Source organism: Nonomuraea sp. NPDC049141, assembly GCF_040648415.1.
GTDB lineage: Bacteria > Actinomycetota > Actinomycetes > Streptosporangiales > Streptosporangiaceae > Nonomuraea.
Genome location: NZ_JBEZDR010000003.1, coordinates 587,970 through 606,340, shown reverse-complemented (window position 1 = coordinate 606,340; position 18,371 = coordinate 587,970). Strand labels below are relative to the sequence as shown.

Annotated in this window: 15 protein-coding genes and 1 pseudogene; 9 read left to right on the top strand and 7 right to left on the bottom strand. The window is 69.5% G+C overall.

From position 1 onward, the window contains the following. The first annotated feature begins 515 nt into the window (after nucleotides 1-515). The 7 genes from AB0B91_RS11195 to AB0B91_RS11165 all read left to right on the top strand — a co-directional run bounded on the left by AB0B91_RS11195 (nucleotide 516) and on the right by AB0B91_RS11165 (nucleotide 6,164). A complete protein-coding gene (locus AB0B91_RS11195) occupies nucleotides 516-731 on the top strand; it encodes a hypothetical protein (protein ID WP_358318140.1) in 216 nt (71 codons plus the stop codon). A gap of 39 nt (nucleotides 732-770) precedes the next feature. Next, nucleotides 771-1,331, top strand: coding sequence for a MauE/DoxX family redox-associated membrane protein (locus AB0B91_RS11190; protein WP_358318139.1), 561 nt, complete (start codon nucleotides 771-773; stop codon nucleotides 1,329-1,331). Beyond that, nucleotides 1,328-1,840, top strand: a complete 513-nt coding sequence (locus tag AB0B91_RS11185) for a hypothetical protein (RefSeq protein WP_358318138.1) — start codon at nucleotides 1,328-1,330, stop codon at nucleotides 1,838-1,840. Before AB0B91_RS11190 ends, AB0B91_RS11185 begins: the two co-directional genes overlap by 4 nt. A 14-nt stretch (nucleotides 1,841-1,854) precedes the next feature. Further along, nucleotides 1,855-3,672 (top strand): ABC transporter ATP-binding protein, encoded by a 1,818-nt coding sequence (locus AB0B91_RS11180; protein WP_358318137.1) that lies wholly within the window; start codon nucleotides 1,855-1,857, stop codon nucleotides 3,670-3,672. After that, nucleotides 3,669-4,094 carry a S26 family signal peptidase gene (locus AB0B91_RS11175; protein WP_358318136.1) on the top strand — a complete coding sequence of 142 codons (426 nt, stop codon included), beginning with the start codon at nucleotides 3,669-3,671 and terminating at the stop codon, nucleotides 4,092-4,094. The genes AB0B91_RS11180 and AB0B91_RS11175 overlap by 4 nt, the downstream gene beginning before the upstream one ends. 193 nt (nucleotides 4,095-4,287) lie before the next feature. Further along, nucleotides 4,288-5,466, top strand: coding sequence for a peptidoglycan DD-metalloendopeptidase family protein (locus AB0B91_RS11170; RefSeq protein ID WP_358318135.1), 1,179 nt, complete (start codon nucleotides 4,288-4,290; stop codon nucleotides 5,464-5,466). Further along, nucleotides 5,466-6,164 (top strand): FG-GAP-like repeat-containing protein, encoded by a 699-nt coding sequence (locus AB0B91_RS11165; protein ID WP_358318134.1) that lies wholly within the window; start codon nucleotides 5,466-5,468, stop codon nucleotides 6,162-6,164. Before AB0B91_RS11170 ends, AB0B91_RS11165 begins: the two co-directional genes overlap by 1 nt. A gap of 183 nt (nucleotides 6,165-6,347) precedes the next feature. Here AB0B91_RS11165 and AB0B91_RS11160 read toward each other — a convergent pair. The 3 genes and pseudogenes from AB0B91_RS11160 to AB0B91_RS11150 all read right to left on the bottom strand — a co-directional run. After that, nucleotides 6,348-6,422: pseudogene (locus tag AB0B91_RS11160) on the bottom strand (hypothetical protein); the annotation flags it as partial. Nucleotides 6,423-6,492: 70 nt separating this feature from the next. Further along, complete coding sequence (locus tag AB0B91_RS11155; RefSeq protein ID WP_358318133.1) at nucleotides 6,493-9,360, bottom strand: BTAD domain-containing putative transcriptional regulator; 2,868 nt, start codon at nucleotides 9,358-9,360, stop codon at nucleotides 6,493-6,495. A gap of 428 nt (nucleotides 9,361-9,788) precedes the next feature. Then, entirely contained in the window at nucleotides 9,789-9,992 is a 204-nt protein-coding gene (locus AB0B91_RS11150; protein ID WP_358318132.1) for a hypothetical protein, read from the bottom strand. Between the two features lie 153 nt (nucleotides 9,993-10,145). On the opposite strand from AB0B91_RS11150, the gene AB0B91_RS11145 reads away from it, so the two are divergent. Next, nucleotides 10,146-11,042 carry a CAP domain-containing protein gene (locus AB0B91_RS11145; protein WP_358318131.1) on the top strand — a complete coding sequence of 299 codons (897 nt, stop codon included), beginning with the start codon at nucleotides 10,146-10,148 and terminating at the stop codon, nucleotides 11,040-11,042. Between the two features lie 118 nt (nucleotides 11,043-11,160). Here the strand turns inward: AB0B91_RS11145 and AB0B91_RS11140 are convergent, their stop codons facing one another. The 4 genes from AB0B91_RS11140 to AB0B91_RS11125 form a co-directional block, all read right to left on the bottom strand. Continuing rightward, complete coding sequence (locus AB0B91_RS11140) at nucleotides 11,161-11,427, bottom strand: M28 family peptidase (RefSeq protein WP_358318130.1); 267 nt, start codon at nucleotides 11,425-11,427, stop codon at nucleotides 11,161-11,163. Continuing rightward, a complete protein-coding gene (locus AB0B91_RS11135; protein ID WP_358318129.1) occupies nucleotides 11,424-13,049 on the bottom strand; it encodes an ABC-F family ATP-binding cassette domain-containing protein in 1,626 nt (541 codons plus the stop codon). Before AB0B91_RS11135 ends, AB0B91_RS11140 begins: the two co-directional genes overlap by 4 nt. Before the next feature lie 325 nt (nucleotides 13,050-13,374). Next, nucleotides 13,375-16,137 carry an AAA family ATPase gene (locus AB0B91_RS11130; protein ID WP_358318128.1) on the bottom strand — a complete coding sequence of 921 codons (2,763 nt, stop codon included), beginning with the start codon at nucleotides 16,135-16,137 and terminating at the stop codon, nucleotides 13,375-13,377. Nucleotides 16,138-16,229: 92 nt separating this feature from the next. Then, entirely contained in the window at nucleotides 16,230-16,862 is a 633-nt protein-coding gene (locus AB0B91_RS11125) for a sigma-70 family RNA polymerase sigma factor (RefSeq protein WP_358318127.1), read from the bottom strand. A 297-nt stretch (nucleotides 16,863-17,159) separates the two neighbouring features. Here AB0B91_RS11125 and AB0B91_RS11120 point away from each other — a divergent pair, with 297 nt between their 5' ends. Continuing rightward, a complete protein-coding gene (locus AB0B91_RS11120; RefSeq protein ID WP_358318126.1) occupies nucleotides 17,160-18,365 on the top strand; it encodes a low temperature requirement protein A in 1,206 nt (401 codons plus the stop codon). Nucleotides 18,366-18,371: the final 6 nt, after the last annotated feature.

The following is an 18,371-nucleotide window of genomic DNA, read 5'->3' as shown; positions in this document are numbered from 1 at the left end:
GGACAAAGTTCGGCTGCGGCGCGGGCCACCTCGGGATACGGTTCCGTCTCGCCGACCGTCGTGACCCGCTCCCCGTTTCCCACCCGCTCGGCATGCCACATCTCGACGCCCTCCATGTCCGCCGAGACCATGGCCGGCTCCGGAGTCAGCCCTTTGCCCTGGGACACGGACAACGTGTAGCCGTTCGGGCGGATCGCCTGGAATATGGACGCTTTCCTGCATCCTATTATGTGGCCAGACGGCGGCCCATTTATGCGCCCCCGCCACGGGAAAGAAACTCACTTCCATTTCTTGGAAGCAACATGCCGAGGTTCTGTCGCCGCGAGTGGTCACCGAACGTCGCCTGCGAACCTGGCCTGACCAGGTGCGCAACGATCCAACAACGAGTTCGCAACGACCTCCGGAGACTATCGAATTGTCGGCGCGATATCGCCACGACAACTCCCGTCCGAACATCTACACCGACGAGCTCTCAACGATTTCTGTGATCAACGTGAAAGAGAGGCAGTAACACCATGATGACAAAAGTCAGAAGTGGGATCGGACACCTCAGCGACCGGATGCTCGCGCGCATCGTCCCGCACAAGACCGCTGACGCGGTCGTCTGTGTCTGGGAAAACTGCTGCGTGTTCGGAGCGAACTGGGTGGCCTATCGCGGCACACGGCAGGTCGACCCGCTGCACGGCACAGGGTGCACCGCGTGCTACACCCGCTACATCGACAAGTGTTAATGACGCTGTGGTGCTCTCGCTAGGCGTCATCGCGGTGCCATGACATATCTGAGCTTCGCCGGCCACTGGTTGCTCGGGGTGGTCTTCGCGATCTCCGCGGTGAGCAAGTTGCGCGGCCGGGTGGCGTTCACAGAGTTCGTCGCCACCACGCGCAACCTGCTCCCGTCGCGGTGGCGCGCATTGAGCATGACGGTCAGTGCTGTCGTGGTCGTCCTTGAGGCGGCGGTTCCGGTGCTGCTCTCCGTTCCCGGATGGCGACCGGGCGGGCTCGGCTTGGCGATGATCCTGCTGGCCGGGTTCGGTGCCGGTATCGCGGCCGCGTTGCGTCGGGGCGAGCGTACCGCGTGCCGCTGCTTCGGGGTTTCGCGGGCGCCGCTCGGCATTCGGCACCTGGTCCGCAACAGTCTGCTCGCGGCCGTGGCGGTGCTCGCACTCGTCGGCGGGAACTCCCATCCCGCCGACGCGGCCGGCCTGGTCGTCGCAGGCGCGGCTGCCGGTGTTCTCGCCCTGCTGGTGATCCGCTTCGACGACGTGATCGGCTTGTTCGTACCCCCTTCCTCAACAAGGCGGAACCGATGGTTGTATTGGCTGCAGCGGTGACCCTGGTCGGCGCGCTGTGTCTGCTGAACCTGCTGCTGACTTTCGGTGTGATCCGGCGGCTGCGAGACCACACCGAGACACTGACCAACCTCATGCGATACGGCGGCGGCGCCGCGACCGATATTCCCGTCGTCGGCGCGGCGGTCGGCGAGTTCACCGCCTCCACCGTGGACGGTGACCCGGTGTCGACCGACCTGCTTACCGGCACCACGGCAGTGGTGTTCCTCTCCTCGGAGTGCACGACCTGCCGCGCCCAACTGCCGAGCCTGGCGGTATGGGCCGGCGAACGCGACCGGGAGCGGGTGCTGGTCGTGATCGATACGACCGCTTCCGACGGCGCTGATCTCGTCGCGGCGTTGACGAACGTGGCCAGGGTGGTGCGCGACCCGGCCGGCGGGCCGGTATGCGAAGCGTTCGGGGTGAGCGCGTTTCCCGCGGCTTGCGTGGTCACCGACGGCGTGGTGGTCGCGACGGCGCCAGACTTCTCCCGGCTGCCGGCACTGGTGTGACCACCGTGTCTCGGATGGCCACGCTGATCTGGCGGTCGGCCCCCCTGCACATCGTGGCGTACCTGGCGGTGAGCGTGGCGGTCGCGCTCTCTTCGGTCACCGTGGCCTGGCTGACGAGGTCGGCGCTGGACCAGCTGGTGTCGCGCGGTCCGCTCGGCGTACTCGTTGGGCTGGCGAGTGGTATCGCGGTGTGGGGGATGGTCGGCGCGCTCAGCCCCCAGCTCGGCCAGTTCCTGCGCGCGGAGCTGGACCGCCGCGTCGGGCTGCGCGCCAAGGACAGCTTGTACGCCGCCGTCGAACGGTTCGACGGCATCGGGCGGTTCGAGGACCCGACGTTCCTGGACCGGCTGCGGATGGCCGACATGAGCGTGACGAGTTCGGGTCAGCTGGTCGACTCGACGTTCCTTGTCGTCCGGAGTGTGCTGACGCTGCTGGGTTTCCTCGGTTCGCTGGCCGTCATCAGCCCGTGGTTCACCGTGGTGGTGCTGACCGCGACCGTTCCCGCATTCGTCGTCGAGCTGCGGCTGGCCCGGCAACGTACCGCGATGATGTGGAATATCAGCCCGGTTCAGCGCCGTGAACTGTTCTACGCGGGGCTGCTCGGCACCGTGCAGGCCGCCAAGGAGATCCGGCTGCTGGGGCTCGGTGCTTTTCTGCGCGAGCGGATGCTCGACGAGGTGCGGCGAGGGAATGCCGCCCGCCGTCGGATGGACCGCAGCGAGCTGCTGCGGCAAGGTGGATTGATCGCGCTCGCCGGCCTCGTCGCGGGCGGCGGCCTGGTCTGGGTGATCATGTCCGCTGGGCGGGGCACCCTGTCCGTCGGTGACGTCTCGATGTTCGTCGCGGCCACCGGCGGGGTGCAGGCGGCAGCGGCCGGACTGGTCGGCGCGACCGCCGGTCTGCGTCAGCAGATGCTGCTGTTCCGGCACTACCACGCGGTGGTGACCGCCGGGCCTGACTTGCGGGTCCCGGCGCGACTCCGCGAGCTTCCAGCACTGCGCCGCGGTATCGAGCTGCGCGACGTGTGGTTCCGCTACGCCGACGAGCACCCATGGGTCCTGCGCGGCGTAAACCTGTTCCTGCCCCACGGGGCGACGGTCGCGGTGGTGGGACGCAACGGCGGAGGCAAGAGCACGATCGTGAAGCTGCTGTGCCGCTTCTATGACCCGACCCGCGGTGAGATCCGGTGGGACGGCGTGGACATCCGCGACGTGCCGGTCGACGAGCTGCGGGCCCGGCTGGGGGCGGTGTTCCAGGACTTCATGGCCTACGAGTTCAGCGCGAGCGACAACATCGCGGTCGGCGATCTGCCCGCGCTCGACGACCACGATCGGATCGAACTGGCCGCCCGGGAGGCAGGGGTGCACGACACCCTCGCCGCGCTGCCCCGCGGCTACGACACCCTGCTGACCAGAGCCTTCCGCAGCCAATCCGAATCAGACGAACCACAGGCCGGAGTGGCGCTCTCTGGCGGCCAGTGGCAGCGGGTGGCACTGGCCAGAGCCTTCCTGAGAAGAGACCGTGACCTGGTCATCCTGGATGAACCGAGCGCCGGCCTGGACGCCGAGGCTGAGCATGAGGTGCACACCCGGCTCCGGAAGCTCCGGGCGGGCCGCACGAGTCTGCTGATCTCCCACCGGCTCGGCACCATCCGGGACGCGGATCACATCGCCGTACTCGCCGACGGGGTAATCATCGAACAGGGCACTCACAGCGAACTCATGGCGGTGGACGGCGCCTACACCCACCTGTTCACCCTCCAAGCCGCCGGCTACGCCGACGCAAATGAGCCATCGTCTGCCTCCGGATGCACCAGGACCGCGGGCCCATGATCACTACGGCCCTCCCTGTGCTGCTCTGTCTGCTGCTCGCGACCGGGGCTCTCTGGTTACGCCGACGGTACGCGGTGATCACTGTGCGGGGCGAGAGCATGAGCCCCACCTACCGGCCCGGGGATCGCCTGCTGCTGCGCCGGAACACCGCGATACGCGCTGGACAATGCGTGGTGTTCGCCGGCCGGCAGTCGGCGACGACCGGACGCCCAGGTGGATGGATCCTCAAGCGAGTCATCGCGGTGCCCGGTGATCCAGTACCCCGCGAACAGGTACCCGCATTGAGAGAGGTGCGCGAGGAGCGCGTGCCGCCCAGCCAACTCGTGGTGATGGGCGACAACGCGGTCCACTCGACCGACTCGCGGCACCTCGGTTACATCGCCGCGGACCGAGTTCTCGGCATCGTGCTACGGCGGCTCTGACGCCGTCTACCTCCACGTGAATCGGGGAGCGGCCGGAAAAAGAATGGCGAAGAACGAAGCCCGCGCGAATGCCCACATGACGACGCGGTGGTTCTCACTATTTCACGTGCAGGTGTGACGCAGCATGCTCCACTCCATCAACTGGGCCTTTTGCGACCTCCGGTGAAAATACTTTCCAACAAGAGGAGATCAGATGAGAAAAGGGTTCGTGACGCTGCTCACGGCCGTGGCGGCGATCGCGACGAGCGTCGTCGTCGCTCAACCGGCCTTAGCCGCCGGCCCCCGCCCCGATTTCCGCGCGCCGTGGCCGTGCGGCCAGGTGCGGGACTACTACCACCACTCCGGCGAGGTCGCCAACGCGATCGACTTCAACATCGCGGGCAGCGGCGACCTGGGCACCCCGGCCCTGGCGTCGGCGCCGGGTACGGTGATCGACACCGTGACCGGAGATCCGGGGTACGGCAACTACGTCCGTGTCGATCACGGCGGCGGCTGGACGAGCCTGGTCGCCCACCTGGACCGGATCACGGTGTCCAGGGGGGCGTGGGTCAACGCGGGCCAGGAACTCGGCAAGGTCGGTACGACCGGCAATTCCACCGGCCCGCACCTGCATTACGAGCAGGAGGCCGACGGCGTGAACCAGCCGGTCATCGTCGATGGCGTGGCGATGAACTACGACGGCCAGACGCGCCGTCACACGAGCGGCAACTGCGGCGGTGGTGGTGGTGGCTCGTTGATGCTTGGTGGTTCGCCCGCCGATTTCAATGGTGACGGTAAGGAGGACATCGTCACCTTCACCCACAACGCGAGCGGCGATGTCTACGTGGCCCTGTCCACCGGCAGCGGTTTCGCCGGCACGTCGGTGAAGTGGCACGACTACTTCTCCATCGGTGGTGAGACGCCACTGACCGGTGATTTCAACGGTGACGGGAAAGACGACATCGTCACCTTCACCCACGGCGCGGCGGCCGACGTCTACGTCGCCCTGTCGGACGGCACCAAATTCGGCACGTCGGCGAAATGGCATGACTGGTTCGCCCCCACCGGCGAGATCCCGGCGGTCGGCGACTTCAACGGCGACGGAAAAGACGACATCGCCACCTTCACCCACAACGCCACCGCCGACGACGCCTACGTAGCCCTGTCCACCGGCACCGGCTTCGGCCCCGGAACCAAATGGAACGACCACTTCGTCCTGCCCGGCGAATTCCCCTACACCGGCGACTACAACGGCGACGGAAAAGACGACATCGTCACCTTCACCCTCGGAAAGACCAACGACGTCTACGTCGGAATCTCCAACACCACCTCATTCAGCACCGGCACCAAATGGCACGACTTCTTCGGCCTCCCCGGCGAGATCACCCTCTGATGGCACAGCATTTCAAGGCGCTGGTGCTGCTGATGAGCACGCTGACCGCGTTGTGCGCCGGCACCGAGATCCCGCTGACCGGCGACTTCGACGGCGACGGCCGCGACGACATCGCCACGTTCACCAGGGGCGACTCCGGTGACGTGTGGGTGGCGCTGTCCACGGGGTCCGGGTTCGCCGGCTCCCGCAAGTGGCACGACCACTTCGGGCTCGGCACCGAGATCCCGCTGACCGGCGACTTCGACGGCGACGGCCGCGACGACATCGCCACGTTCACGCGGGGTGACAGAGCCGATGTGTACGTGGCGCTGTCCAGCGGGAGCGTGTTCCGGCAGGACGGCTGGCTCTGGCACCAGAACTTCGCCGTCGGGAACGAGACCCCCGCCGTGGGCGATTTCGACGGCGACGGGCGCGACGACATCGTGACGGTCACCGGCGGGAGCGCCGCCGACGTGTACGTGTCGCTGTCCGACGGTGGGAGGTTCGTCCAGAACGCCTGGAAGTGGCATGACGGCTTCGCCAGTGGCGACCAGGTGCCGGGCGTGGGCGACTTCAACGGCGACGGCAAGGCCGACGTGGTCTCCTTCACCCGGGGAAGCGCGGGCGACGTGTTCGTGACGACGTCCGACGGCGGACGATTCCTGCCGACGGTGGCGACTTCGCCATCGGGACGGAATGGCCGCGTCCCAGCCAGCTGATGAACTGAGCAACCAAGATCCAACCCGTAAAAGCGGGAGGAGCAGGGAGTCGCCCCGCACCCGCCAGGTGTGGGGCGACCCGCGCGAAGGCGACGCCGTCGTAGGGCTGCGCCCGCTCCGCTCGAACGGTCCTGCGCCCAGCACGAGAGTCGCCGCCACCCCGCGTCCAACGGCGATCCCGCCCGCTGCCAGTACCGGCACAGGAGTGACGAGATCCACTACCGCGGGCACGAGGCTGAGCTCGCACGGGCCCGACATGCCTGGCCGGCGTTGTGAGATCGTCGTGGGTTCGTCGCAGGTGCTGGACTCGTTCACTGCGCCGTCGGCGCTACCGATCCAGGTGATCGTGGATCTTGGGGCGGATCCGGTCGGCGTCGGCGTGGCCGAGCTGGTCGAAGATCTCCAGCGCGCACCGCCAGGCGTGGCCGGCCGGCTGGTCGTGGCCGGCGGCGTGGTGGGCGTCGCCGAGGCGTACGAGGGTGGCGGCCTCGTTGTAGCGGTCGGCGACCTCGCGGAACAGGTTCAGGGCCTGCTCGTAACAGGCGGCGGCTTGGGCGTGATGGCCGAGGTGCAGGTGCGCGTGTCCGAGGCTGTCCCAGGTGGTGGCCTGACCATGCTGATGGCCGAGTTCGCGGTGCAGGTCGAGGGCTCGCTGGCAGTGGATCAGGGCCTGATCGTGGTGGCCCAGCAGGGTGTGGTACCAGCCGATCGCGTTGAGCGCGTGCGCGAGTCCGGCTCGATGGCCGGCTTGCTGGTAGAGTTCGCGGGCCTGTTCGGCATGGCCGAGCGCCTCTTGATAACCCTGGTGGGTCTCCAGGAGCGAGGCGACGCCGCGGTGGGCGTTGGCCAGGCCGACCCGATCACCAAGCGCGCCGAACAGGGTGAGCGTCTGCTCGACGTGGGCGCGGACCTTGTCATGGCGGCCCAGCCGGGTGTAGACGCGTACGAGCCCTTCGTGGGCGTGGGCCTGGCCGAGCCGATCCCCGAGCCGCTGCGCGGCGGCCAGCGCGGTCTGCTGGGTGGAGAGAAGTTCCGGCCAGTGTCCTTGATGGTCGAAATAGGTGACCAAGGCCCAGGCCAGCTGCCAGGTGAGGGTGCCGAATCCCAGGTCGGCGGCCTGGCGCACGGCCGCGATCAGCACCGCGTGCTCGGCGGTGAACCAGGCCATCGCCTGCTGCGGATCCGTCAGGACCGTCGGACGCACTCCCTCACGGGGCGCGGACAAGGTGATCGGATGGCGGTGCGGATACAGCAGCAGCATGGCGGCGTGCGCGGTCTGCACATAATGATCCAGTACGCGATGCGACCCGGCACGCCGGACGGCCTGCGTATCGCGCGCGAGGGCCTGCTCCGCGGCGTAGGCGCGCAGCAGGTCATGGAAGGTGTAGCGTCGCGGCCGGTGCTCGATGAGCAGGTGCGCCCGCGTCAGCTCGGTCAACAGCCGTCGCGCCTGAGCACGGTCCAGGGCGGCCATGCTGGCCGCCGCCTCCTCATCGGCGTCTGGTCCGGGGTGTATGCCCAATAATCGAAACAGTCTGGCCGCCGGCGCGGACAAGGTGCGATACGACCAGGAAAATACCGCCTTGAGGTCGGCGGCCGGCTCTCCCGCGTCCAGTGCGTCCAGCCGGGCCGAGTCCCTGCCCAGGTTCTCGGCCAGGGCCCGCAGCGGGAAGTCCGGGCGAATCTTCGCCCGGGCCGCGATGATGCTCAGCGCGAGCGGCAGCCCCGCGCACAGCTCCAGCAGGCCGGCCACCGCCGCAGGCTCGGCCGCGGCCCGCCGGCTGCCCACATGCCGGGTGAACAGCCGTCGCGCCTCGACCTGACCGAGAGGAGGCAACGTGATCGGGCAGGCACCGTGACCGGCCATCAGGCCGGCCAACTCGTGGCGGCTGGTCACCAGCACGAAGCAGGGCGGGTTCCCCGGCAACAGGGGCGCCACCTGCGTCGTGTCGCGGGCATTGTCCAAAACGATCAGCATGCGCCTGCCCGACACCAGACTGCGGTACAGCGCGACCTGCGCGTCCAGCGTCGGCGGGATCGCCGCCGGATCGACGCCCAGGGCGCCCAGCAAGGTTCGCACCGCCACCACCGCCGACATCGGCGCGTCGCAGGGGTCGAAGCCACGCAGGTTCACGTACAACTGCCCGTCGGCGAACGCGTCCGCGTTCCGGTGCGCCCAATGCAGCGCGAGCCAGGTCTTGCCGATGCCCCCGCAGCCGCCGACCGCGACGATTCGCACCGTGCCCGTTGTCAGCTGAACGTTCAGCGCGTCATCGAGCTCGGCCAACTCCCGGGCGCGGCCGACGAAAAGCGGCGGCGCCGCCGGCAATGTCCGCGGCACCAGGGCCACGTCCACCGGCGTCGGCGGTGTGCGCGGCACCGAGGCGACGTCGCGCGCCATCGATGGCGTGCGCGATGCCGCGCCTACGTCGGCCGTCGCGGGCACTCGGACCGGGGCGAGCGCGGGATCGGCGCTCAGAATCTGCTGATGGAGCCGCTGGAGGGTAGCGCCGGGGTCGGTCCCCAGGGCCTCGGCCAACCCGCGCCGGATCCGCGTGTAGCACGCCAAAGCGTCGGCTTGGCGACCGCTACGATACAGCGCGATCATGAGCTGACCGGCCAGCCGTTCGTCCAGCGGATGCACCGCCGCCAGCGCCGCGAGGTCGGCGAGCAACGTGGCGTCCTCGCCCCGCCGGAGCCGGAGGTCCTGACAGTCGAGCTGCGCGGCGAACCGCTCGGCCTGCAGCGTGTGCCGCAGCGCCGTCAACCAGGGGGTGTCCAGGTCAGCGAACGCCTCGCCGCGCCACAACGCCAGCGCCCGCTCGTACAGTCCTACCGGCTCCACGCCGTCCCGGCCGCCCCGCGCCTGCGCCAGTAGCCGGTGGAACAGATGCAGATCCACGGCCGCCTCGTCGACCTCAAGCAGATAGCCGCCGGAACGACGCCGGATGCCCCACTCCTCGACCACCGGCACCGCGGCCCGCAACCGCGACAGATAGCTGCGCAACGTACCCGCGGCCTGCGGCGGCCGGTCCTCGCCCCAGACCCGCTCGGCGAGTCGATCCATGGAGACCGGGTGATTCGCCTCCACCAGCAGCGCTGTCAGCACATACCGCTGCCGCGTCGGCCCGACATCGACCGGCTTGCCGTCCACCCGCGCGCAAACTTCGCCCAACAGCCGGAACTCGACTCGCATAGCCCTCCCTCAAACGGGCCGTACGATAACTAGAGTTGACTCTACAAAAGAGGGTCCAGGCCGCCTGAGACTTCAACAAAGCTCAAACTGATCGCGGCGCGGCAGAGCATGGAGGAGACCATCGTCCGCGCAGACGCCGCCGCGCGGGGACGGCTGACCGGCGACCTGGTGGCAGTCGAAATTCACTGACCCCGGTCATCCACGACCCTGGACCATGTCCCCGGTCCTGAGGGCACCGCATTGCGCGCCGAGCAGAGACGCATAACCGAGCTTCCGAACGGGACACGCGCGTAGACCGGGCCGGAGACTCCGGGAAGGGGGTCCCGTCGCGTTGCTCCTGGGGAAGCTCTCGGTCTCGCCGTTTCCGGGGCACGGTCGATCGCGGTGGGATCGTCCAGCCCGGGGGGAGACCCCGGGCTGGCCTGGCATCAGCTGGCGGGGGTGTGGCCCTCGCCGGTTCTGGTGGCCTTCTTGGTGGCAGGGGTTGCCGCGTTGCCGGTCCTCATCGTCGGCACGCTCTTGGCGAACGTCTCGGTCGCGTAGGCGGCGCCGTCCGCGAGCTGGTCGAGGAGGGTCGTGTTGACGTTGTCGTACGTGTCACAGGCCAGGTGGTAGCAGGGGTCATAGGGCACCTCGTACACAGGACGCCGAAAGCGTCATGGACGCCTCTCGGGGCGCTTGGTTGACATTAATCACAGGGTGAAATGTCCAGTTTTGCGTGACAAGTCCAGTAATGGGGCGGCAGAATGCGGGACCACCAGTCTCCCCCGCCACTGAAGGAACCCATGCGTAGACCCCTGGGAGTACTCGCCGCCGTCGCCAGCCTCGCCGCCTGCACCCCGTCCGCCGATCAGCCGCCGGGCGGAGCGGCCGGAGCGGTGCCCGAGGTGACCGCGTCGGCCTCGACGCCCGCACAGACCGGAGCGCCGGTTCGACGGCCGGCCCCTGAATCGGACGAGTGCCGGGTGAGCGTGGTCAGGCCGGACATCTCCGCGCTCAGGATCCGGACCTCGGCCGCCCGCCGTGGCTGTGTGCACCCCGCGCTGCTGCGCATCCAGGTCAAGCGCGCCGTCCCCGGCGCCGATCCGGTCGTCAAGAGCGGCGCCACCAGGAAGAGCCGCATCGCTCTGCGACTGCCCTGCAAACCGGGTACGTACTACGCGGTCGCCACCGACTACCGGGGCGGCACAGCCAGGTCCAACGCCGTACGGCTGACGTGCGTCACGCCCGCCCCCACGACGCGGAAGACGGAGACGCCGTCGACTCCTGAGAGGAAGGCGTCCGTCACGTCCGTCGGCACGGCGCTGGAGAACGAGGTCGTCCGGCTGACCAACGCCGAGCGGGCCAAGGGTGGCTGCGACCCGCTCAAGCACGACGCGCGGCTGCGCAAGGCCGCGTTCGGGCACTCGGCCGACATGGCGAAGAAAGACTACTTCGACCACGACTCTCAGGACGGCCGCGACATGGTCGACCGCATGCGCGCAGCCGGCTTCACCGGCTCGGCCTGGGCCGAGAACATCGCCATGGGCCAGCGGTCGGCCGCTGAGGTGGTCCGGACCTGGATGAACAGCGACGGCCACCGGCAGAACATCATGAACTGCTCGTACACCCTCATCGGGGTGGGCGCGGCCAAGGACGCGCAGGGACAGCTCTACTGGACGCAGGACTTCGCCGCCCGCTGACCCCACGACGGCCGCAGCCGCCACCCTGATCACGCTCTCGGTCTCGCCGTTTCCGGGGCACGGTCGATCGCGGTGGGATCGTCCAGCCCGGGGGGAGACCCCCCGGGCTGACCTGGCATCAGCTGGCGGGGGTGTGGCCCTCGCCGGTTCTGGTGGCCTTCTTGGTGGCAGGGGTTGCCGCGTTGCCGGTCCTCATCGTCGGCACGCTCCTGGCGAACGTCTCGGTCGCGTAGGCGGCGCCGTCCGCGAACTGGTCGAGGAGGGTCGTGTTGACGTTGTCGTAGGTGTCGCAGGCCAGGTGGTAGCAGGGGTCATAGGGCTTCCCGGCCGTGCCGCCGAAGACGGCGGCCTCCTCGGCCGTCTTGACGGTGTCGGTGCGCGTCACTCACCGGCGAGGCCTCCGGTCTCCAGCAGCCGCCCGCCGGACAGCTCCAGCCGGCGGTCCACCTTGATCTCCGCGAGGAACCGCTCGTCGTGGCTGACCACCACGAACGCCCCCTCGTACGCGCCGAGCGCGCTCTCCAACTGCCCCACGCTGACCAGGTCGAGGTTGTTGGTGGGCTCGTCGAGCAGCAGAAGCTGAGGCGCCGGCTCGGCGCACAGCGCGCAGGCGAGCGTGGCGCGCAACCGTTCGCCGCCCGACAGCACCCCGACAGGCAGGTGGGCGCGGGTGCCCCGGAAGAGGAAGCGGGCCAGCAGGTTCATCCGCTCCGCCGCCGGCATGCCGGGGGCGAACGCGGCCAGGTTCTCCGCCACGGTGCGCCCGACGTCGAGCAGGTCCAGCCGCTGCGACAGGTAGGCCACCCGGCCGCCGGCCCGCCTGGTCGTGCCGTCGTCGGGCTCCAGGTCGCCGCTGATCAGGCGGAGCAGGGTGGACTTGCCCGCGCCGTTGGGGCCGGTCAGCGCGATGCGCTCGGGTCCGCGGATCGTCAGGTCGAGGCCCGGCTCGGCGAACAGGTCGCGGGCCCGCAGGTGTTCGCCGAGGAAGACCGTGCGCCCGGCGGGGACGTTGGTCCCGGGCAGGTTCAGCACGATCTTCTGGTCGTCACGCAGGGCGCGCTCCGCCTCGTCGAGCCGGGCCCTGGCATCGCCGACGCGTGCGGCGTGCGTCTGACCCGCCCGGCCGGCGGACTCCTGGGCGCCGCGTTTCATGTTCCCGGCGAAGATCCGCGGCAGGCCGGCGTTCTTGAGGTTGCGCGCGGCGTTGCTCGCCCGGCGCTCGGCCCGCTCACGAGCCTGCTGCAGCTCCCGCTTCTCGCGCTTGAGCTCCTGCTCGGCGCTGCGCACGTTCCGCTGGGCGGCCTCCTGCTCGGTGCGTACGGCCTCCTCGTACGCGGTGAAGTCGCCGCCGTAGAAGCGGACCTCGCCCCGGTCCAGCTCGGCGATGCGGTCCATGCGGTCGAGCAGGGCCCGGTCGTGACTGACCACGAGCAGGCAGCCGTTCCAGTCGCCGAGCACGTCGTAGAGGCCGCGGCGCGCGTCGAGGTCGAGGTTGTTCGTCGGCTCGTCGAGCAGCAGGACGCCGGGCCGTTTGAGGAGCTGCGCGGCCAGGCCGAGCGAGACGACCTGTCCCCCGCTCAGCGTACACAGCGTGCGCGCGAACTCGAGGTCGCCGAGCCCGAGCCGGTCGAGCTGAGCCCGGGTGCGCTCCTCGATGTCCCAGTCGTTGCCGATGGTGGTGAAGTGCTCCTCGCTCGCGTCCCCGGACTCGATGGCGTCCAGCGCGGCGATCACGGGAGCGATGCCCAGGACCTCGGCCACGGTCAGGTCGCCGGCCAGCGGCAGGCTCTGCGGCAGGTAGCCGAGCGCGCCGTCGACGGACACACTGCCGCCGCCGGGCTGGTACTCGCCGGCGATCAGCTTGAGCAGCGTGCTCTTGCCCGCGCCGTTCGGGGCGACCAGGCCCGTACGGCCGGCGCCCACGGTGAAGGAGAGCTCGCTGAAGACGGGGGTGTCGTCAGGCCAGGAGAAGGACAGGTTGGCACAGATGATGAACGCATCGGACATGCGAGATACCTCGTACGTACGTGATCCGGGGCGCGCCGAAGCCGCCCGGCAAAGGGACAGGGATTCGGGGAACGACGACCGAGGCCACATCGGCGGCGATCATGAGCGCCCGCCGGGGCCGGTCAACCTCCGGTCTCACCCGGAGATGTCGTCGTCGCCTGCCATGTCTGGTCTCCTAGCTCTGATCACGAACTTTCCACACGATAGCAGCCGTCCGCCGCCCAACGGCAAGGACGATCTTGAGATGCCGTCACCAGCATGGCCGCGCTCGACTCCGAGCTGCCGGCCGAGCTGGGGCAACCGAAGGCATCGTTTGACCCGCCCGTCAGGCGCCGGCCAGCACTCTGCGGAGCTTGTTCCGCGAGTTGACGTCGAGCTTGGTGAACACCTTGCCCAGGTGCCATTCGACCGTGCGAGGGCTGATGAACAGCTCGGCGCCGATCTCGGAGTTCGTCTTTCCGTCGGCGGCGAGCCGGGCGATCTGGGCTTCCTGCGCTGTGAGGTCCTGACGGAGCTCGACCGCGCGCTGGCGCACCGACTCGCCGGTGGCGAGGAGTTCGCGACGGGCGCGCTCGGCGAAGGCATGGGCGCCGAAACGGTGCAGCATCTCATAGGCGGTTCGCAGTTGTTCGCGCGCGTCGAGGCGCCGGTTCTCGCGGCGAAGCCACTCGCCGTACACCAGGTGGGTGCGAGCGAGGTGAACGGCGATCCGGCTGCGTTTGAGGTGCTCGATGGCCTCGCGGTAGAGCACGTCGGCGGCCCGGCCCTCGCTGAGCAGCGCTCTCGATCGGGCCAGAACGCCGAGTGCCCAGTCCGTGCCGCCGGCGCCGGCTCGTTGCTCGATCTGTCGCAGGGCAGCCTCGGCCGCCTCGGGGACATCGCAGCGGGCGGCCGCCTCGACGAGCTCGACGAGGGCGAAACCGTAGACTCCCAGATCCTCGTGCTCACACGCCCGTTCCGCGCTGGCCAGGGCGGCCTGGTACTGACCGAGGCCGTTGTTCAGCACCGCGATCAGGTAGGCGCCCAAACCGATCGCTCGCCCCTCACCCCAGGAGGCCGCGTCTCGGGCGTTGGCCTGGATCAGCGCCGCCGCCTGGGCATCCTCGCCACGCCAGGCGACGAGCAGGAGCGAAGAGTAACCGAGCGGCGAGTTGCGGGTCGCCTCCGTGATCGCGTCGGACTCCTCGATCAATGCCGAGGCCACGTCGAACTCTCCGGCGTGCACGTGCACGGAAGCGCGGTAGGTGAGGGCCAGGGGAAGGAAATTGAGCGCGCCGGCCTCGCGAGCCGTCCGGACCGCGTGCGTGGTCAGTTCATGCCATGTCTCGTCGTCCCACATGTCGGCGGCGACCAGCCAGGTCAGCCAGAGCCAGCGCATGATGTCGTCCCCGTTGCGTCCGGCGTCCCGCCGGAACGCCCGCAGAGCGCGCTTCAACAGCGGCGCACCCTCGACGTAGCCCTCGGCGAACCACGTCGCCAGGCCATCGAGAAGTACGTCCGCCGGCCGTGGTGGTCGCGGTCCCCGTGGTGCGGCACGGGCGGCCTCGGCCACCTGCCGCACTCCGCCGCGTCCGTTGAGGCGGCCGGCGAAGATCGCCGCTCCGACCGCTTCGAGGTACGCCTCACGCGCCTGCCCGTCGTCGACCCGTTCCAGTCGGCCGGCCGCGTCGAGCAGGAGCGGCAGAGCATCGCCGCCGCGTCTGCGCGCGAAGACGATCTGGGCGCGGAGCCGGGCCAGCCGCCCGCGCCGGAGCTCGTCCAACGGACCCATCTCCGCGGCGGCGAGGAGCTCGAGCGCCGCATCCGGGGCGCCGGCCTCGAAGGTGGCCTGCGCCGCGGCCACCGCCCTCGCTCCGCGTCTGGCCGGATCAGGCGTCAGCTCGGTCGCCCGCTTCAGGAACGCGGCCGCCGCCGCGATACCGCCGCGCGCCTGGGCCCGGTCGGCTGAGCGCTCCAGTTCGCCGGCCACGGCCTCGTCGGGTTCGACCGCCGCGTGGGCGCGATGCCAGGCTCGGCGATCCGGGTCGGACGCGGGATCGGTTGCCTCGGCCAGCGCACGATGGACGTCCTGGCGCTCTCCAGGATCCGCCGCGCGATAAGCGGCCGAACGTACCAGCGGATGACGGAACCGCACCGGTGTGCCGAACTCGATCAGCCCCGCCGCCTGGGCCACCGCCGCGGCGTCCGCCCCGATGTCGAGCCGCTCGGCCACCCGCCTCAGCAACGACACGTCCCCCACCGGCTCGGCGGCCGCCGCCAGCAGGAGCCGTTGCGTCGCACCCGGAAGCGACCCGATACGCCGCAGGAAGCTCTGCTCGATCTGACTCGCCAGGGGCCGCGCGTCAGGACGCCCGAACCCACCGGCCAACTCCGCCGCCGTCAACCCCCGCGGCAACTCCAGCAGGGCCAGCGGATTACCGCGGGTCTCGGCGACGATTCGGTCCCTGACCCGCTCGTCCAGCCGCCCGGGGACCACCGAATCCAGGAGCGCGCGCGCATCGTCGTCGCGCAGGCCCCGGATCACGAGCTCCGGCAGCCCCAGCAACTGATCATCGCCCTGACCGAGCGGCGACGCACGCGCGGCGAACACCACCGCCACCCGCTCCGCGAGCAGCCGGCGCGCGACGAAGGCCAGCGTCTGCGCGGAGACCCGATCGAGCCACTGAGCGTCGTCCACCACGCAGAGGAGCGGCTGCTCCTCCGCCGCCTCGGCCAGCAGGCTGAGCACCGCCAACCCGACCAGGAAACGGTCCGGAGCGCTCCCCGCGCTCAGGCCGAACGCGATGGCCAAGGCATCACGCTGCGGGCCGGGGAGACGATCGAGCTGCCCCATCTTCGGCCCGCACAGCTGGTGCAACCCGGCGAACGCCAGCTCCATCTCGGACTCGACACCGGCAGCCCGCAGGATCTGGTATCCCTTAGCGCTCCCCACCAGGTACTCCACCAAGGCGGACTTGCCGACTCCCGCCTCGCCGCGCAGCACCAGTACCTGACTCTGACCCGCCTTGGCGCTCGCGACCAACCGATCCAGCGCTTCACACTCGCCACGCCTGCCACGCAGACCGCGCCGAGGAGCGCTGCTCGACATTCACCACCACCATGCAGGTCAAGTGGGACAGACCCTGGTCGATTAGGGTCAGCCCAATTATGCCCTGCGAGGGGACGGTCCGGACAATTCGCCTAGGTGGCCCATCCCCGTTGGGGGCGGATCGAAAGATGGCCCTTGGCGAGCAGGTCGATGAGACGCGCCATGTCGCCGGCTCGCGCCGCACCGAGAAAGGCGTCGAACAGCCCATCTCGCTCCGCTGGATCGACCGGGTTGCGCGGTCGTTCGGCGAGATGCTTGCGCGCCCGGCGCGCCAGTTGCCGCGCGTTGGCCTCGCTGAGCTCGAGTACTTCGGCGATCTCGCGGAACGGATAGTCGAACGCCTCGCGAAGCACGTAAACGGCGCGTTCGACGGGGGACAGCCGTTCCATCAGGAGCTGTACCGCGAGCTCGACCCCCTCGCCGCGTTCTGCTTCCAGCACTGGGTCGAGGGATGCGAGATCACGCTTCGGTGGCCATCCCCCGACACTGACCTCGCGACGAGCGCGGGCCGAGGTCGCCGCGTTGAGCGCCAGCCGCGTCGTGACGGTCACGAGGAACGCGACCCGATTCTGGACCCGCGCCCGGTCCGCGCCCTGCCAGCGGACCCACACGTCCTGAACGACGTCCTCGGCGTCGGCCGCACGACCCAGCAGCTGGTACGCGATCCCGAACAGTCGAGAACGGAGGTTTTCGAAGTCCGCCGCCGACGAGCCTGATTCCGACACGACATCGACGCTGCACGAGCGCATGACGATCTTCCCCCTCACGGTGGCCTGGACCGCCGGGACCGGCTCCTCGTTCTCCAGGCCCGGCTCAGTGACATAGCCACCCTCGCCCGGCTCGGGTGCCGATCGCGCCCGTAGAACGCCCGGTCATATCCCTGGCCGGTGCACGGGGACGGCGACCTGCGGCGCGTTGTCACAAATCGGCGTGCTGCCCTGTCTTCAGGCAGGAGGGACTCACGGAGCGACAGGAGCGGGACCTTGCCACCAGCCAGCAGCACCATCCGGATCCGGGTCCGGATGAGCGCTCGTGCCATCGATGAGCCGCATCGCGTCTCCAGCCCGCTGGAGCTCCTGTTCGACCTCACCTTCGTGGTCGCGGTCGCGGCCGTCACCGCGCAGCTCGCGCACGGCATCGCCGATGGTCATGGCCTGGCCGGGCTGGTCCCGTTCTTGCAGGTGTTCTTCGCGATCTGGTGGGCGTGGATGAACTTCACCTGGTTCGCCTCGTCCTACGACACCGACGATGTCGCCTACCGGCTGCTGACCATGGTGCAGATGGCCGGTGTGCTGGTGCTCGCCGCCGGTGTGCCCGCCGCGGCCGGGCACTCCGATTACAGGTTCATCGCCCTGGGCTACCTGATCATGAGGGTCGGGCTCGTCACCCAGTGGTTGCGGGCCGGTATCGAAGACCCGGCGCGCCGCCGCACCGCACTGCGCTACGCCGCCGGCATCAGCATCGCGCAGCTGGGCTGGGTGCTGTGGCTGGTCCTCGTGGAGGCAGGCATCCTGCCCTCGGCCTTCCAGCTGCCGTTCTTCCTCTGCCTGGTCATCGGGGAACTCGCGGTGCCCCGGTGGGCGGAGCGGGCCAGGGCCACCAACTGGCATCCGCATCACATCGCCGAGCGTTACGGCCTGTTCACGATCATTCTGCTCGGTGAGAGTGTCCTGGCCGCGAGCAGAGGAGTCGAGGGAGCGCTCGAAGCGGGTGAGATCAGCGGTCCCTTCCTCGTGATCGCCGGCTCCGGTCTCGTCCTGTTGTTCGCCCTTTGGTGGCTGTACTTCCTCGTGGAGGCGGGGGAAGGTCTCAGTGACCGCCGTCATCGGTCGTACCTGTGGGGGTACGGCCACTATGGCATCTTCGCGGCCCTGGCGGCGCTGGGCGCCGGGCTCGAAGTGGCGGTGGAGCAGACCGGGCACGACGTCGCGGCATCACCTCTGGCGCTCGGCTACGCGGTAGCCATCCCGGTCGGGGTGTGTCTCGCTCTGCTGTGGGCGGTCCACGCGCTGGTCGCCGCGGAGCCCGTCATCTTTCCCGCCGCTGCTCTGAGCTGCGCCACAGTCGTCCTGCTGCTCCCGCTCGCGGCGCCCTGGATCGGGGTGGCCGCCGTGGTCGCGCTGATCGCGGCCGGCTGCGTCGTGCTGGTCGCGGTCACGATCTGGGGCGCGGCCACTGGGGGCCGCACCGGAAGCGCGTTGTCATGGCCCGGGACCCCCGCAAGGTAGAGCGCC

Coding starts and splice junctions, on each gene's coding strand:
- AB0B91_RS11180 (WP_358318137.1), top strand. CDS start 1,855: ATGGCCACGCTGATCTGGCGGTCGGCCCCCCTGCACATCGTGGCGTAC.
- AB0B91_RS11190 (WP_358318139.1), top strand. CDS start 771: ATGACATATCTGAGCTTCGCCGGCCACTGGTTGCTCGGGGTGGTCTTC.
- AB0B91_RS11165 (WP_358318134.1), top strand. CDS start 5,466: ATGGCACAGCATTTCAAGGCGCTGGTGCTGCTGATGAGCACGCTGACC.
- AB0B91_RS11130 (WP_358318128.1), bottom strand. CDS start 16,137: ATGTCGAGCAGCGCTCCTCGGCGCGGTCTGCGTGGCAGGCGTGGCGAG.
- AB0B91_RS11175 (WP_358318136.1), top strand. CDS start 3,669: ATGATCACTACGGCCCTCCCTGTGCTGCTCTGTCTGCTGCTCGCGACC.
- AB0B91_RS11195 (WP_358318140.1), top strand. CDS start 516: ATGATGACAAAAGTCAGAAGTGGGATCGGACACCTCAGCGACCGGATG.
- AB0B91_RS11145 (WP_358318131.1), top strand. CDS start 10,146: ATGCGTAGACCCCTGGGAGTACTCGCCGCCGTCGCCAGCCTCGCCGCC.
- AB0B91_RS11155 (WP_358318133.1), bottom strand. CDS start 9,360: ATGCGAGTCGAGTTCCGGCTGTTGGGCGAAGTTTGCGCGCGGGTGGAC.
- AB0B91_RS11120 (WP_358318126.1), top strand. CDS start 17,160: ATGAGCGCTCGTGCCATCGATGAGCCGCATCGCGTCTCCAGCCCGCTG.
- AB0B91_RS11170 (WP_358318135.1), top strand. CDS start 4,288: ATGAGAAAAGGGTTCGTGACGCTGCTCACGGCCGTGGCGGCGATCGCG.
- AB0B91_RS11135 (WP_358318129.1), bottom strand. CDS start 13,049: ATGTCCGATGCGTTCATCATCTGTGCCAACCTGTCCTTCTCCTGGCCT.